Origin of the sequence: Psychromonas aquimarina ATCC BAA-1526, from assembly GCF_000428725.1 — a bacterium.
GTDB classification, from domain to species: domain Bacteria; phylum Pseudomonadota; class Gammaproteobacteria; order Enterobacterales; family Psychromonadaceae; genus Psychromonas; species Psychromonas aquimarina.
The window spans coordinates 23,134-37,512 of sequence record NZ_AUAM01000024.1 but is presented as its reverse complement, the minus strand read 5'-3'; the positions used below and the strand labels follow the sequence as shown (position 1 = coordinate 37,512).

Sequence of the window (14,379 nt, the reverse complement as noted above, 5' to 3'; positions counted from 1 at the left end):
GCGCGGCAGTTATATAGAAAATGACGAACCGCAGCCGCAGGTTGCTGTGGCATTAGGATTATTAACAAAAAAACGCGAACCTTCCAGACCGTCAACATAATCCACTGTACCGCCGATCAGGTACTGCAGGCTCATTGAATCGACTAATAAAGTCACACCGTTCTTTTCAATCAGGGTATCACCTTCATTAACCTTTTCATCAAAAGTGAAGCCGTACTGGAACCCTGAACAACCGCCGCCGGTTACGTAAACACGTAATTTTAATGCAGGGTTTTCTTCTTCGGCTATCAGCCCCTTTACTTTATCTGCAGCGTTGTCGCTAAAATAAATTGGCAATGCCATTTCGACTTCGGATGTCATGGTAACCTCTAAAAATATATAAACAGTGTAATATTATCCAATACCTGACTAATTAGTTCAAGTATAAGAAAAATCATTCTCAAAATATGCGCTGCTGTAATTAATTACCAGCAGGTACAGGTTTATCAAACTCAGTAAAATCAGCAGCATCTTTTTCGATTAATGCCCGCCAGTCATAACGCTGTTCTAACTGCTGTGCTTTATACCAGCGATCGCCCTTGACCTTAAGATCGATGATAACTTCATCAACCGTTATATTCGCCGGCAGTTTAAATGTACCTTTTATTGTCTGAAAATACCTGAACTTAAAACCAGACGGAACCTTGTCGCTCAATTCTTTTAAAGAAATACGTTTAAGCTCCTGCTGATCTGAAACGGAAAAAGATATTTCCAGGCGCCCGTTTAAAAAACGCCGTCCTTTCTGCGCCTGCATTAATACCAGTTCGTAATCCCAGCGTCCAGCTTCAAAATCTTCAACAACAGTAAATGAGTGAACTTTTACTCCTGAGACTTCCAGCTCCGGTGCAAGTACCCGCTCATAAAAATACAACTTATTTGAGACTGCATTTAACGAGGCTGTAGAATTTCTCCATTTTCAGAAAAAACATACTTTCTCGTGTTTTTATTGTCATTTAAAACAACAAGTTAAAATCGTACATTTTCCAAAGTTTATAAAAAATGAGTTATTCTACAGCCTCAACGCTTCATTAAGTTTTTTATTTTCCTGAGTTAAAGATGTAATAGTCTGCTGATCAGTCTGGCGCTGCGCCTGCAGATGCGCAATCTGTTTAACTTGCTCTACTTTTTCAACCTGCATGCTCTGCAGTTCTATTTTCACTGCGCTTAAAGAGCCCTGCAGTATATCCTGCTTAAACTTACCCAGCAAAAAACCAAGTAATAAACACAGCACGGCAGTAAGCAGCCATTTTATAAAACTATTTTTTAAGCGTTTCATTAAACACCTTTAAGCAGTGAAAATACTATTTATCTTTCTGCGATACACGGAACATTGCTTTACGTGTCTGCTGTTTACCTTTCTACGCCGCGCGGCAGCTCACCGTACGAGCCTGCTATTTATCTTTCTGCGATACACGGAACATAGCTTTACGTGTCTGCTCCTGACGCTTCTGACGCATAGACAGTCTCATAGTCCGTTCTAATAACTGCGTATATATAGGGCGCCCGCCAAGGGACTGAGCAACCATAGTCGCACCTAAACAGGTTACAATTAAGGGTAAAATCATTTCATAATTACTGGTCATCTCAATAACCAGTAAAATTCCGGTAATCGGTGCACGTACTGTGGCGGCAAATAACCCGCCCATACCGGCAATAGCAAAGGTGCCTGCTTCTGTCACTATCTCAGGAAACAGCGCGTGAGCGGCCAGACCAAACAGCATGCCGAATAGTGTTCCCAGAGCTAAAGTCGGTGCAAAAACGCCGCCGGGTGCACCGGAACCGAAACTCAGCAGTGTGGTCAGAATTCGAAACAGGAAGATAACCAGTAAACCGCCGGCAAGGTAGTGCCCGCCCTCTACGTTAGGAATAAGTGACAGACCGCTGAAAGCCAGATCAGGTTCAATCACAGATAAAGCACCAAAAGCGGCCCCTAAAAACAGGCCGACAGCAACAAAACGCCAGCGCTGGTTTTTATGAACAAACAGAAACATATCCTGAGTCGCCAGGATCATTTTATTAAATAAAATACCGATCACCCCGAAACAGAACCCCAGGAGCAGGTATAACCATAAGGATAATAAGTCCGGATGTGAATAATAGGTAACCTTGACCACAGCATCCTGATCAGTGATCAGGCGCATCACTATAGTCGCCATCACGGCGCTCATAAACACACTTTTAGTCGAAGTTAAGCTGTAGTTAAACTGTGAACGCATCTCTTCGATAACAAACATAATACCGGCCAGCGGTGCATTAAATGCAGCCGCCAGACCGCCGGCTGCACCGGCTGCCAGTAAAGCCTGACTGTCAACTTTGTTCACTTTAAAAAGATCAGAAATCATTCGCCCGACATTTGCCCCCAACTGCACCGAAGGCCCTTCTCTTCCCAGTGCCATACCGCTGCCTAGAGCTAACAAACCGCCAAAGAATTTAACCGGAATTACCCGCTTCCAGCGCACCGGGCGCATGCCCTCCATCGCCCCTTCAATTTCCGGAATACCGCTGCCGCCGGCTTCAGGCGCAAATTTATGAGTAATATAAAAAGCCAGTCCCGCCATTAGCGATGAAACCGGAACAGCAATCAGCCACAGGGGAACCTGCGAATCACTGTAGCTGCTTATAAACTCCAGTCGAAACTCACTGACCCAGACAATACCGTGATCAAACAGTGCCGACATTATCCCGGCTAAGATACCGATAAATACCGATAACCAGATAAGCAGCGCACTGCTTTTACGGGTAAAAAAGCGGTCGATAAAACGTTTAAAATTACTCAGAAAAAATAATGGGATACTTCTATTCATACAAATAAAAACAACTTTTAATGTCAGTCAGAGAGAGGAAGTTTGTCGGCAGGCAACAAAAGACCATGATTATACAAAAACTACAAGTCAAATTAACATGATACAGTTCAAAAAACATTGATAAAAAATATAATTAGCAATGTTTATCGAACAAGAGAGTCTGGTATATTGGCTTTTCATATTGCCTTTTCACCTTAAACTGTTAATTAATAGGACTTCCATGAGCAGATCTAACGAGCTATTCGCTCAAGCACAAGCAATCATTCCCGGTGGTGTTAACTCTCCCGTTCGAGCGTTCAACGGTGTCGGAGGCGGTCCGCTGTTTATTGAAAGAGCGCAGGATGCTTATATTTATGATGCAGATAAAAAGCAGTATATCGACTATGTCGGCTCCTGGGGGCCGATGATTCTTGGTCATAATCATCCGGATATTAAAGCGGCCGTAATAGCGGCGGCTGAAAACGGTTTAAGTTTTGGTGCTCCCACTGAAATTGAAATTGCGATGGCAGAAAAAGTAAAAAGCCTGGTTCCGTCAATGGAACAGCTGCGGATGGTCAGCTCAGGAACAGAAGCCACCATGAGTGCTATTCGTCTGGCACGCGGTTATACAAACCGCGATAAAATATTAAAATTTGAAGGCTGCTACCACGGTCATGCAGACTCACTGTTAGTAAAAGCCGGTTCCGGCGCATTAACCCTAGGCCAGCCGAGCTCTCCGGGTATTCCCGCCGATTTTGCAAAACATACCTTAACGGCAGATTATAACGATCTTGAATCGGTAGAGAAGCTTTTTGCTGAATATAAAGATCAGATCGCCTGTATTATTGTTGAGCCCGTTGCCGGTAATATGAACTGTATTCCACCAGCCCCCGGATTTTTACAGGGATTACGTCAGATTTGTGATGAAAATGCTTCATTACTGATTTTAGATGAAGTAATGACCGGGTTCCGCGTCGCGCTCGGCGGCGCACAGGCTTATTATGATGTGAAACCGGATCTGACCACCCTTGGTAAAGTGATCGGCGGCGGTATGCCGGTCGGCGCGTTCGGCGGCTCAGCACAAGTGATGAAGCATATAGCACCGACAGGTCCTGTTTATCAGGCCGGTACTCTCTCGGGCAACCCGATTGCAATGCATGCGGGACTAGCGGCTTTAACTGCGCTGGATACACCAGAATATGCACGACTTGCAGAGAAAACCGAAAAACTCGCACTCGGCCTGAAAAAAGCAGCCGAAGAAGAAGGTGTGGCATTAGCGGTTAATTATGCGGGCGGCATGTTCGGATTCTTCTTTACTGAAGAAAGTCAGGTTACTAACTTTGCACAGGTCTGCGCCTGTGATGTGGATAAATTTAAAAAATTCTTCCACTTGATGCTAGAGCAGGGAGTTTATCTTGCACCGTCTGCTTTTGAGGCTGGATTTTTATCCCTGGCACATAGCGAACAGGATATTGAAGATACTCTGACAGCGGCTAAAAAAGCATTTGCAGCCCTGTAAAACTGTTTTTTCTAAGCGAAATAAATAAAAAACCACTGAACAGTGGTTTTTTTATAGCTGCAGCTCCAAGTCCAGTCAGCCCGGCAGCATATTAGTTCTACTCAACCTAACTGCTTAAAATTAATACTGCCCTCGCTGTTTTAGTCACAAATCATCCCTGATCTTAGTTTTTATCAGCCATTGGGATCTATCTAACGTTTTTAACAACAATTTGACTTTTTGACAACATTATATGCAACTATGCTTTAACAGGGTTGCAGACAATTCCTTTACATCTCAAATAGTAAAGACAGTAAAAAGCCCTGCGCGGAAAGAAATTCGCCGAAGCTGAGAGCGCTGAAATAATCAATTTCAATTAATACCGGCGGCTCTGTAAAAATAAAAAACTAATTAAAAAAAGCTGTATTATTTTTCTCTCGAATGGAGTTAATTATGCCCCTTAACAAGACCGCACCTCTACCTACCAATACAACCGAATGGCTGGTTAATAGAAACAGTATTATCATTCTCTGCGATATTATTTTGTTTGCTCTTTTATATCGTTATTTACCTTTTGAAAAAGAGGTGGTAATGGGCCTGTGCATACTTTTATTTATCGCTATATTATGGTTAACAGAAGCGATGCACGTCAGTATTACTGCTCTTTTCATCCCTATATTAGCCGTTGTATCCGGAGTATTTGATACCCAGGCTGCACTTTCCAGCTTTTCTAACCCGATTATATTTTTATTTTTAGGCGGTTTTGCACTGGCGGCCGCACTGCACCGCCAGGAGCTGGATAAGGTGATAGCCGATCAGGTGCTGGTATTAGCCAGGGGACGGATGAGTGCTGCGGTATTTATGTTGTTCGGCGTAACAGCAGGTCTTTCCATGTGGATCAGTAATACAGCAACAACTGCAATGATGCTGCCGCTGATCCTGGGTATTTTAAGCAAGGTCAACGCCAAAACCGGCCACAATACCTATGTGTTTGTATTATTAGGCATCGCCTACTGCGCCAGTATCGGCGGCATTGCAACCATAGTCGGCAGCCCGCCGAATGCAATTGCAGCGGCAGAATCAAACTTAAGCTTTACCGAATGGATGGCTTTCGGCGTACCGGTTACTTTGATACTGCTGCCGATGGCAGTCAGCATACTCTACCTGTTATTAAAACCAAACCTAAATGAAGTCTTTGAGTTAAACCATGAGCCGATTAAGTGGGATAAAGGTAAAATCGTCACGCTGGCTATTTTCGCTTTAACCGTATTTTTATGGATATTCAGTGTGCCGATTAATAAGATGCTCGGCGGATTAGCCAAATTTGACACTTTAGTTGCCCTGCTGGCAATTGTGCTGGTCAGTTTTGCCCGGGTCGTTCATTGGAAAGATATTGAAAAAACCACAGACTGGGGCGTACTGCTGTTATTCGGCGGCGGTATCTGCTTAAGTAATATATTAAAAGTGACAGGTACCAGTATCTTCCTGGCTGAAAGTCTCAGCGTAATTTTATCACACGTCGGCATACTGCTGACTATCCTGGCTGTGGTTGCTTTTGTGGTATTTTTAACTGAATTTGCCAGTAATACAGCAAGTGCGGCTCTGCTTATTCCGGTATTTGCCAGTGTGGCTGAAGTACTCGGTGTCTCGCCGATTGTTTTATCGGTCGTTATCGGTATCAGTGCATCATGCGCCTTTATGCTGCCCGTTGCTACGCCGCCGAATGCGATTGTATTTGCCAGCGGTCATATTAAACAGTCAGAGATGATGCGCATCGGTATTTACCTGAATCTTTCCTGTATTGCAGTGTTAACGCTGTTTTCCTGGGTATTCTGGGCTTAAATAAAACTTCCTCAGAGAGCTCAGCCGCATGCTGAAAATGCTGAGCTTTTGATAAAAACAGCCGGAATATAAAGATTTCAGCATATTCCGGCTGATTAGGCATATATCCCCCTCAAAATTGATTTCGCAATTTTTCGTAACTCGTTAATTACGTTATACTCCCTCCTTTTCTATCATAAGATAAACAAGGTCATTAAACATGAGTGATGTACTAGATTTAAGCTTAGAGGGCGTAGAACAACTTCCTCTGGCTAAATTTACCGAAGACGCTTACCTCAACTATTCCATGTATGTCATCATGGACCGCGCTCTGCCGCATATTAGTGATGGTCTGAAACCCGTACAGCGCCGTATTGTTTATGCAATGTCAGAACTTGGTTTATCCGCATTATCCAAACACAAAAAATCAGCCCGTACAGTTGGTGATGTATTAGGTAAATATCATCCGCACGGCGACAGTGCCTGTTATGAAGCTATGGTGTTAATGGCGCAGCCCTTCTCCTACCGCTACCCGTTAATTGACGGTCAGGGTAACTGGGGGGCACCGGACGATCCGAAATCATTCGCCGCTATGCGTTATACCGAATCCCGTTTATCACCCTTTTCAGAATTATTACTTTCTGAAATCGGCCAGGGCACCATCGACTGGAAACCTAACTTTGACGGCACCATCAAAGAACCGGAGCTGTTACCGGCACGTTTACCGCATATTTTATTAAACGGCATTACTGGTATTGCCGTTGGTATGGCCACGGATATTCCGCCGCATAATGCCCGCGAAGTGGCCAATGCCTGTATCCATCTGCTGGACAACCCGAAAGCAGGGCTTAATGATTTAATGGAATTTGTGCAGGGCCCGGACTATCCGACGGAAGCTGAAATCATCACGCCGAACCGTGAAATTAAAAAGATTTATGAAACCGGACGCGGCAGTTTTAAGAGCCGTGCGGTATATCAGATTGAAAACGGTGAAATCGTTATCAATGCGCTGCCTCACCGTGTTTCCGGAGGTAAAATACTGAGAGAAATCGCCAAACAGATGCAGGATAAAAAACTGCCTATGGTTGCTGATTTACGCGATGAATCAGATCGTGACAACCCAACCCGTCTGGTTATTGTGCCGCGCTCCAACCGTATTGATATTGAAGCCTTAATGCATCACCTGTTTGCTTCCACCGATTTAGAAGTAAACCATAAAGTTAACCTTAATATGCTCGGCTTAGATAAACGTCCGCAGGTAAAAGGTTTAGTTAAGATATTAAATGAATGGTTAATTTACCGTACTGATACGGTGCGCCGCCGCTTACAGTTCCGCCTGGATAAAATTTTAGCTCGTCTGCATATATTAGAAGGCCTGCTAGCAGCCTACCTTAATATCGATGAAGTTATCGAGATTATCCGTACCTATGACAATGCTAAAGCAGAGCTTATGTCGCGTTTCGGACTCTCAGATATACAGGCACATGCAATTTTAGAAATTAAACTGCGCCAGTTAGCTAAGTTAGAAGAGATTCAGATCCGCGGCGAAATGGATGAGTTAAGCGCCGAGCAGAAAAAACTAGAACTGTTATTAGGCTCAGAACGACGTTTAAAAACACTGGTGAAAAAAGAACTCAAAGCTGATGCAGAAAAGTATGGAGATGACCGCCGCTCACCGCTGATCGAGCGCATTGAAGCAAAAGCCTTAACCGAAAAAGAGCTGATGCCCAGTGAAGCCGTCACCATAGTATTGTCCAGCCAGGGCTGGGTTCGCTCAGCCAAGGGGCATGATATTGACGCACAGGCATTAAGCTACAAAGCCGGGGATGAATACCTCACCAGTACACAGGGCAGAAGTAATCAGAGCTGTATCTTTATCGACAGTTCCGGGCGCGCTTATTCATTAGACGCGCATTCACTGCCGTCAGCCCGTTCTCAAGGAGAGCCTTTAACCGGCCGCTTTAATCAGAATGAAAACGTACCTTTTGTCTGTGCACTGATGGGCGAAGATAATGACAAGTATATTATCAGCAGTGACCATGGTTACGGCTTTATTGCTAAATTCAGTGATATAAACAGCCGTAATAAAAATGGTAAGGCACTGATCAATCTTACTGAAAATGCGCAGTTAATGGCGCCGCAGAAAGTCAGCGAAAGCGATGACGACTTATGCTTAACCATCAGCAACGAAGGGCGCATGCTGCTCTTCCCAGTGAACAGTTTACCTAACCTGAGCAAAGGTAAGGGTAATAAAATGATCAACATAATGTCGGCAAAAGCGACTAAACGTGAAGAGTTTGTTACTATGCTGCGCATTGTGCCGGCGGCAGCCTCTGTAACACTGCATGCAGGTAAGCGTAAATTAACTTTAAAAGCGAGTGATTTAGCACATTATCAGGCTGAACGAGGCCGCCGCGGTAACAAGCTGCCGCGCGGACTGCAGCGTGTTGATAAAGTTGAAGTGATCGTTCCAGAACAAGAAAACTAAAGAGAACTTAACATTATGTTATTTATTATTCGTGCAGTCTTAGTGATTGCCAGCGTTATTCTGATGAGTGTGTATTCTATTTTTTACTGCCTGCTCAGCCCGCGCAACCCGAAAAACACTTACCATTTTGCTATGCTGTTCAGCAAAATGTCGCGTATTTTAGGTTTAAAGGTTACCGTACGTATTCCGGAAGGTGCTAAAGATAACGGCTCGGTTGTATATATTGCCAACCATCAGAATAACTACGATATGGTAACAACAACGGCATCGGTACAGCCAGGCTCAGTAACAATCGGTAAGAAAAGTTTAGTGTGGATACCTTTCTTCGGCATTATTTACTGGTTAACCGGTAATATTCTTATTGACCGTGATAATAAAAGTAAATCCAAAAATACCATTACCGATGTAGCTGAACAGATGCGTTCAAAAAATATCGGTGTATGGATTTTTCCGGAAGGCACACGCAGCCGCGGGCGTGGATTAATGCCCTTTAAAATGGGCGCATTTCATACCGCATTACAGGCGGGAGTGAATGTTGTACCTGTAGTTGTTTCAGACACCCATGGGCAGGTAAAACTAAACCGCTGGGATAACGGTGAGGTGATTGTAGAAATGCTCGAACCGATTGATATTACTTTATATAAAAAGCGTGAAATCCGCCGCTTAATGAACGACTCTTATGCGATAATGCTGGAAAAATACGACCAGCTGAATAAAGAAGCAAAACGCCCTGATAACAATACTGACTGCTGCGGTTAATACTGCTTTGCTGAATAGGAATAAATAATGGAACAAACAGTAGATTTAAAAGAGTTAATAGAAGAGTTTCGTGAAGAAACAGAAGAAATCGTTGAAGCAATCTTAGAAGACGGCAGTAATCCGGATGCCGTTTATATGATTGAACATCACCTTTCCTGCGGTGATTTTGATGTCTTAGAAAAAGCTGCTGTAGCCTGCTTTAAAAAAGGCTACGAAGTAACCGACCCGGAAGAGTTAGAGCTTGAAGACGGCTCAATTATTCTCAGTTTTGATGTGGTTATCGAAATGAATTTAGATGAAGAAGCCATTATGGAAGATGTGGAAAAACTGCTTACATTAGCGCACTCTTTTTCTATTGATTACGACGGCTGGGGCACTTACCCGGAAGAGTAAACACATTTATATGCACAAACAAAAAGCCCGCTAAATTTACTTAGCGGGCTTTTTTATAGAGGCTGTTTATTGTTTATTAAATAAAACTATTCAGAATCCTGTCTGCTTAATTCCTGAGTTTTTTCGATTAAAGAATTCTTTAATACCATAGCTTCAATCTCTAAACCGTATAAATTCTCATCCCAGTTAACACCGGCAAAAACATGCTCTTTCTGCATACCGTCTAACCAGGATTCTAAAAACACAGAAAGCGAAATCGCTTCAACTTTATAATTAGTCCACTCTTCATTCTGCAGTTTTTTTGCCAGTGCAGGCTCAGACCAGAAAAGATATACTGCGGCGGCATCTTTATTATCGTGGGCATGACAGTTTGCCCAGCCTTCATTCTCATCAAACAGGCCAAACAGTTCATCTTGTTTAACAGCCTGTTCAACAAACATTTCCGCATTTTTTAAATACTGTTCTTTCATATTATTTCTCAATACTCTTTTGATCTAATTTCTTTTCAAGTTCAGCGAACTTAGCTTCCATTTCAGCTAATTTCTCACGCGTCCGCAGCAGTACATGTGTCTGCACATCAAACTCTTCGCGGCTGACCATATCCAGTTTACCCAGCTTCGCCTGTAATATTTGCTTGATTTTACGATCCGCTTCTTCACCGAAGCTTTTAACACCAGCCGGCATCGCCTCACTGATCTGTTTGGCGATCTCTTCTAGTTTTTGAGGGTTAAACATGATTAGGCTCCTTAAATTTGATGGGCTATTGTAAACCTGCCGCGGGTTAATTTCTATGTTAAAAAAAAGTTATTAACTGCCGGCAGGGAAAAATTACTCCACAATAACCGGCTGCAGCTGCGTTAAGAAATCAGCTACGTTTTCCGCTAAAACGGCTTCCTGCCCCTTACCTAGAGTTTCTAACTGTACCTGCCCCGTTTCATTTAATATCGAAACAATCTGCATCTCATCACTGCAGCTGGCAATAAACATAGAAGCAGGTTTGTTTAAGCGTTTCTGCATCATAAAGTGTGCAATCATATTCTCCTGCAGCAGTTTAAAGTCATCCTCATTCCAGACCTGGATCAACTCAATAGGATGATCCTGAAACATACAGGGCAAACAGTCGCTGTAGGCGGAGCAGAACAAGTCAACAATACTCGAGTGCAGCTTTATTTCTAATGCCTGTTCAATATTACTAAGATCAACAGCGTCCGAACGCTTTAATGCACTCCACTCAATTTTCCCCCCCTGCACTTCACCGACCTGACAGGGTGAAATCCATTCAGGATCAAAGTTCTGCTGCGGTAATGACTGTTTTTTTTCCTGCCAGAGCGCCTGATGGCGTGCCAAAAGATCGAATAATTGTGTTTCAGTAGTATGATTCATTGCTCGAATATTTCTATAGTTTGGTTACAATAGTTATATTGTACTGACTCAAAACCACTTGTCTTGTTTAAATAAAATGAAAAGTTAAAAATATGAATAATAAACCACTCTACGATCAGGATGATGCACTTAAAAACCTTTCTCTTGGTCAAAAAACTGAATACAAAAGTGTATACGACGGCACATTACTTCAAGGTGTTCCGCGCAGTCTAAACCGCAATGAATTACAGCTTAGTGCCGATAACCTGCCTTTTGTCGGTTTTGATTTATGGAATATTTACGAACTTTCCTGGTTAAACAGCAAAGGAAAACCGGTTGCTGCTACCGGTGTAGTGAAAGTTCCGTACGACAGTGACAATTTAATCGAATCAAAGTCATTTAAATTATATTTAAACAGTTTTAATCAGACTAAATTTACCTCACTAGATGAAGTACAGAAAGTATTAGCGGCAGACCTTTCTAAATGTGCAAACAAAACGGTTTGTGTCGAGCTGAACGGCAGCTTAGATCAGTTTGCCGATAGACTGGGCACTTTTAATGGTCACTGTATTGATGATCTGGACATCGAAATTGATAACTATCAGCTTACCACCAGCTACCTGCAGGATATCAGTTCGACAGAAACAGTCACAGAAACCTTATATTCACACCTGTTAAAATCGAACTGTTTAATTACCAGTCAGCCGGACTGGGGAAGTGTTGAAATCAGCTATACAGGTAAAAAATTAGACAGAGAAAAACTGCTGCGCTATCTCATCTCCTTCCGCCAGCATAATGAATTTCATGAGCAGTGTGTAGAACGAATCTATTGTGACCTCATGAAATTCGCACAAATTGATTCGCTTTCTGTATACGCACGTTATACTCGCCGAGGCGGTTTAGATATCAACCCGCTGCGCGCAACACAAGAAAGTGACACTATTAATAATGTTCGCCTGCTTCGACAGTAACAACCGGATTTTATGAAATATATTGGTTTATACATTCGCACGGCTCTAATATCTGCAGCCGTGCTGCTCAGTCATGCAGGTTTCGCACAGCAGCTGAGTAATGCAAAAGTTCCCGTATCGCTGAAAGACGCTTTTCAAGCACGTTTCAGCGCACCGAATTACTGCATCGAAAAAACCAGCCTCTACCTCAAAGTAAAAAATTCGGATAAAAACCCGGCCGGCGCTCTGGATTTACCTGAAGGACTGACGGAAACTGATGTGCAGAAAAGCAGCACGGCACAGATAAACTACGTTTTTCCAACCCAGTTAATGGCATACTGCTATGCCCAGATTGAAGAGTACCCACAGGCCCTGCAGTTATTAACTCCCCTGCTCCGCAAATCAAATGTATTCACTGCGCATATACGAACATTAAATATCCTGGCTCTTGAAGTCCCACAGGAAGAACGACCGCAGTTTAATAATCAATACTTACTGGCGGCACTGCACGAAGCACTGCAGAAAATTCAGCAGTCACCTTTTAACGGCTCAACAGCTCTGTCCATTAACCTGCTGTTTACAATCAGTAAATTATCTATAGAAAACAACCAGTATCGCGACGCTAATATTGCTCTGGAAAAAGCCAAAGAATTATTAAAAACTAATCCGAATAATAGGCTGCAGGCCTGGCTGGCATATTATTACGGTATTTATTATGAACAGATCAATCAGCAGCGCCTGGCAATTTCATATTTAATGTCTGCTAATAAACTCTCTGATAAACAAGGCTTTACAAAGTTAAGCGGAGAAGTAAAAAGCCGCATTGCGGATATGTATCAACAGAAACACAGATTCAGCAGAGCCATCGATTTTGCCAGTCAGCGTGTTGAGCTGTATATGACCACCAAAAACACCATAAAACAGGCGGACAGCTTAATCCAGATAGCCATTTTAAAACGTAAGAACAAAGAAAATAATCAGGCTTTAATCTACCTGTTTAATGCGCTGGAGTTAGTTCAGAACAAAAGTAAAAGTGATTTACTCGCACATGTTTTTCTTGAGTTAGGGCAGACCTACGCAACCAGTAATAATGAACAGACCAGAAAGAAAGACTTAGAATTAGCACAAAAATATTTACAAAATGCCCGCTACCACTTTACCCAGCTGAATAAACCCCGGCAGCAGATAGAAAGCCTGCTTATGCTCGCGCAGTTAAACATTGTCAATGATGATCCTGCATTAGCTATTTTACAGCTGGAAAAGGTATTATATCTGTCAACTGAAAAGTATCACTCTCTACGTGTAAAAGCCTTTGAAATGCTGGCATTAAGTTATGAGATAACCGGTAATCATGAACAGGCTATTCTGCACTTTAAAAATTTCCATTCACTGCAGAACCGCATAAAAGAACGCTTATTCAGATTACAGCAGCTGCAGATCACAGAGCAGCTGCAGCTGTTTGAACAAACACAGCAGCAGCAGCAGTTAGAAAATATAAACAGCGAACTGCAGAAAAGCAGCAACCGTTTTCAGGCCTTTACATACAGCTTGTTTGCACTGTTTACCCTGGCTGCATGTGCACTTTTTTATACTTTAATTAAGAATAAAAAACTCAAAGAACAGAATACCCTGTCGCGGCAGAAACTGGCATGTCACCTTCGTACCAAACTGCCGTCGCAACAGACTGACAGCAACCACTTCAATTACTTTTACCGCGGTGATCCGCTCTTTTATGCTTTGGTAAATGTACCGTTTTTAAGCGGTTTAAATGAGCTGTTCGGTATCCTGGCCGCTGATAAAATTGAACAGAAACTCGGTGAAGCACTGCAGATATATTTCGGCAGCAGCGTGGGAATTTTCCAAATCAGGGATAACCAGATACTCTTTGTCAGCGAACAGAAAATCCATCACAACGCGGCCCGGTTTGCACAGAAAATAGAACAGTTTTTCAACTCTTTTACAGAAAGACATAATCTGCAGAAGTCTATTTCTATCGGCCTGGTGGCATTCCCGTTCTTAAATAATGCCAGCCGCGCCATCAACCCGACCCGCATTTTAAATTTAAGCAGCTTAGCGCTTTTCGGGGCAAGTCAGATTCGCGAGTCTAAGAAACAAAGCAGCTGGGTTGAGCTGTACGCAATCGATAATCTGCAGCCTGCATTTTTTGACGGTGATTTGTGGCTGTTAGGCCAGACTGCTATCAAAAAGGGCATAGTCAAAATTAACAGCAGCCACAATGATCATATAATTAAATGGCCAGAACTCGATAAGTAACCCATTTTTTAT

General features: G+C 42.9%; 13 protein-coding genes and 1 pseudogene. 7 read left to right on the top strand and 7 right to left on the bottom strand.

The features are described from left to right. Positions 1–9: 9 nt before the first annotated feature. The 4 genes and pseudogenes from erpA to clcA form a co-directional block, all read right to left on the bottom strand. Entirely contained in the window at positions 10–360 is a 351-nt protein-coding gene (gene erpA, locus G337_RS0110430; protein ID WP_028863838.1) for an iron-sulfur cluster insertion protein ErpA, read from the bottom strand. A gap of 100 nt (positions 361–460) precedes the next feature. Further along, positions 461–925 (bottom strand): annotated as a pseudogene (locus G337_RS27690) (DUF6776 family protein); the annotation flags it as partial. Between the two features lie 123 nt (positions 926–1,048). Beyond that, entirely contained in the window at positions 1,049–1,315 is a 267-nt protein-coding gene (locus G337_RS27685) for a hypothetical protein (RefSeq protein ID WP_051303141.1), read from the bottom strand. A gap of 115 nt (positions 1,316–1,430) precedes the next feature. Further along, positions 1,431–2,843 carry a H(+)/Cl(-) exchange transporter ClcA gene (clcA, locus tag G337_RS0110420; protein ID WP_028863837.1) on the bottom strand — a complete coding sequence of 471 codons (1,413 nt, stop codon included), beginning with the start codon at positions 2,841–2,843 and terminating at the stop codon, positions 1,431–1,433. 220 nt (positions 2,844–3,063) lie between these two features. On the opposite strand from clcA, the gene hemL reads away from it, so the two are divergent. The 5 genes from hemL (at position 3,064) to rraB (ending at position 9,781) form a co-directional block, all read left to right on the top strand. After that, complete coding sequence (hemL, locus tag G337_RS0110415) at positions 3,064–4,341, top strand: glutamate-1-semialdehyde 2,1-aminomutase (RefSeq protein ID WP_028863836.1); 1,278 nt, start codon at positions 3,064–3,066, stop codon at positions 4,339–4,341. 432 nt (positions 4,342–4,773) lie between these two features. Next, positions 4,774–6,162, top strand: coding sequence for an SLC13 family permease (locus G337_RS0110410; protein ID WP_028863835.1), 1,389 nt, complete (start codon positions 4,774–4,776; stop codon positions 6,160–6,162). Positions 6,163–6,361: 199 nt separating this feature from the next. Then, positions 6,362–8,629: a DNA topoisomerase IV subunit A gene (gene parC, locus G337_RS0110405; protein ID WP_028863834.1), complete on the top strand. Its 2,268-nt coding sequence runs from the start codon at positions 6,362–6,364 to the stop codon at positions 8,627–8,629. A 15-nt stretch (positions 8,630–8,644) separates the two neighbouring features. After that, positions 8,645–9,388 (top strand): 1-acylglycerol-3-phosphate O-acyltransferase, encoded by a 744-nt coding sequence (locus tag G337_RS0110400; RefSeq protein WP_028863833.1) that lies wholly within the window; start codon positions 8,645–8,647, stop codon positions 9,386–9,388. Positions 9,389–9,445: 57 nt separating this feature from the next. Then, entirely contained in the window at positions 9,446–9,781 is a 336-nt protein-coding gene (gene rraB / locus G337_RS0110395) for a ribonuclease E inhibitor RraB (RefSeq protein WP_211235800.1), read from the top strand. A gap of 86 nt (positions 9,782–9,867) precedes the next feature. Here the strand turns inward: rraB and G337_RS0110390 are convergent, their stop codons facing one another. The 3 genes from G337_RS0110390 to syd form a co-directional block, all read right to left on the bottom strand. Further along, positions 9,868–10,251: a DUF2750 domain-containing protein gene (locus G337_RS0110390; protein WP_028863831.1), complete on the bottom strand. Its 384-nt coding sequence runs from the start codon at positions 10,249–10,251 to the stop codon at positions 9,868–9,870. Position 10,252: 1 nt separating this feature from the next. Then, a complete protein-coding gene (gene ubiK, locus G337_RS0110385; RefSeq protein WP_028863830.1) occupies positions 10,253–10,516 on the bottom strand; it encodes a ubiquinone biosynthesis accessory factor UbiK in 264 nt (87 codons plus the stop codon). 93 nt (positions 10,517–10,609) lie between these two features. Further along, positions 10,610–11,164 carry a SecY-interacting protein gene (gene syd, locus G337_RS0110380; RefSeq protein WP_028863829.1) on the bottom strand — a complete coding sequence of 185 codons (555 nt, stop codon included), beginning with the start codon at positions 11,162–11,164 and terminating at the stop codon, positions 10,610–10,612. Positions 11,165–11,256: 92 nt separating this feature from the next. Between syd and queF the strand changes: the two genes are divergently transcribed. Together queF and G337_RS0110370 are read left to right on the top strand one after the other, a co-directional pair. After that, the gene (queF, locus tag G337_RS0110375) at positions 11,257–12,114 is read left to right on the top strand and encodes an NADPH-dependent 7-cyano-7-deazaguanine reductase QueF (protein WP_028863828.1); all 858 of its coding nucleotides are present in this window, start codon (positions 11,257–11,259) and stop codon (positions 12,112–12,114) included. A gap of 12 nt (positions 12,115–12,126) precedes the next feature. Then, positions 12,127–14,367 (top strand): tetratricopeptide repeat protein, encoded by a 2,241-nt coding sequence (locus G337_RS0110370; protein ID WP_028863827.1) that lies wholly within the window; start codon positions 12,127–12,129, stop codon positions 14,365–14,367. Positions 14,368–14,379: the final 12 nt, after the last annotated feature.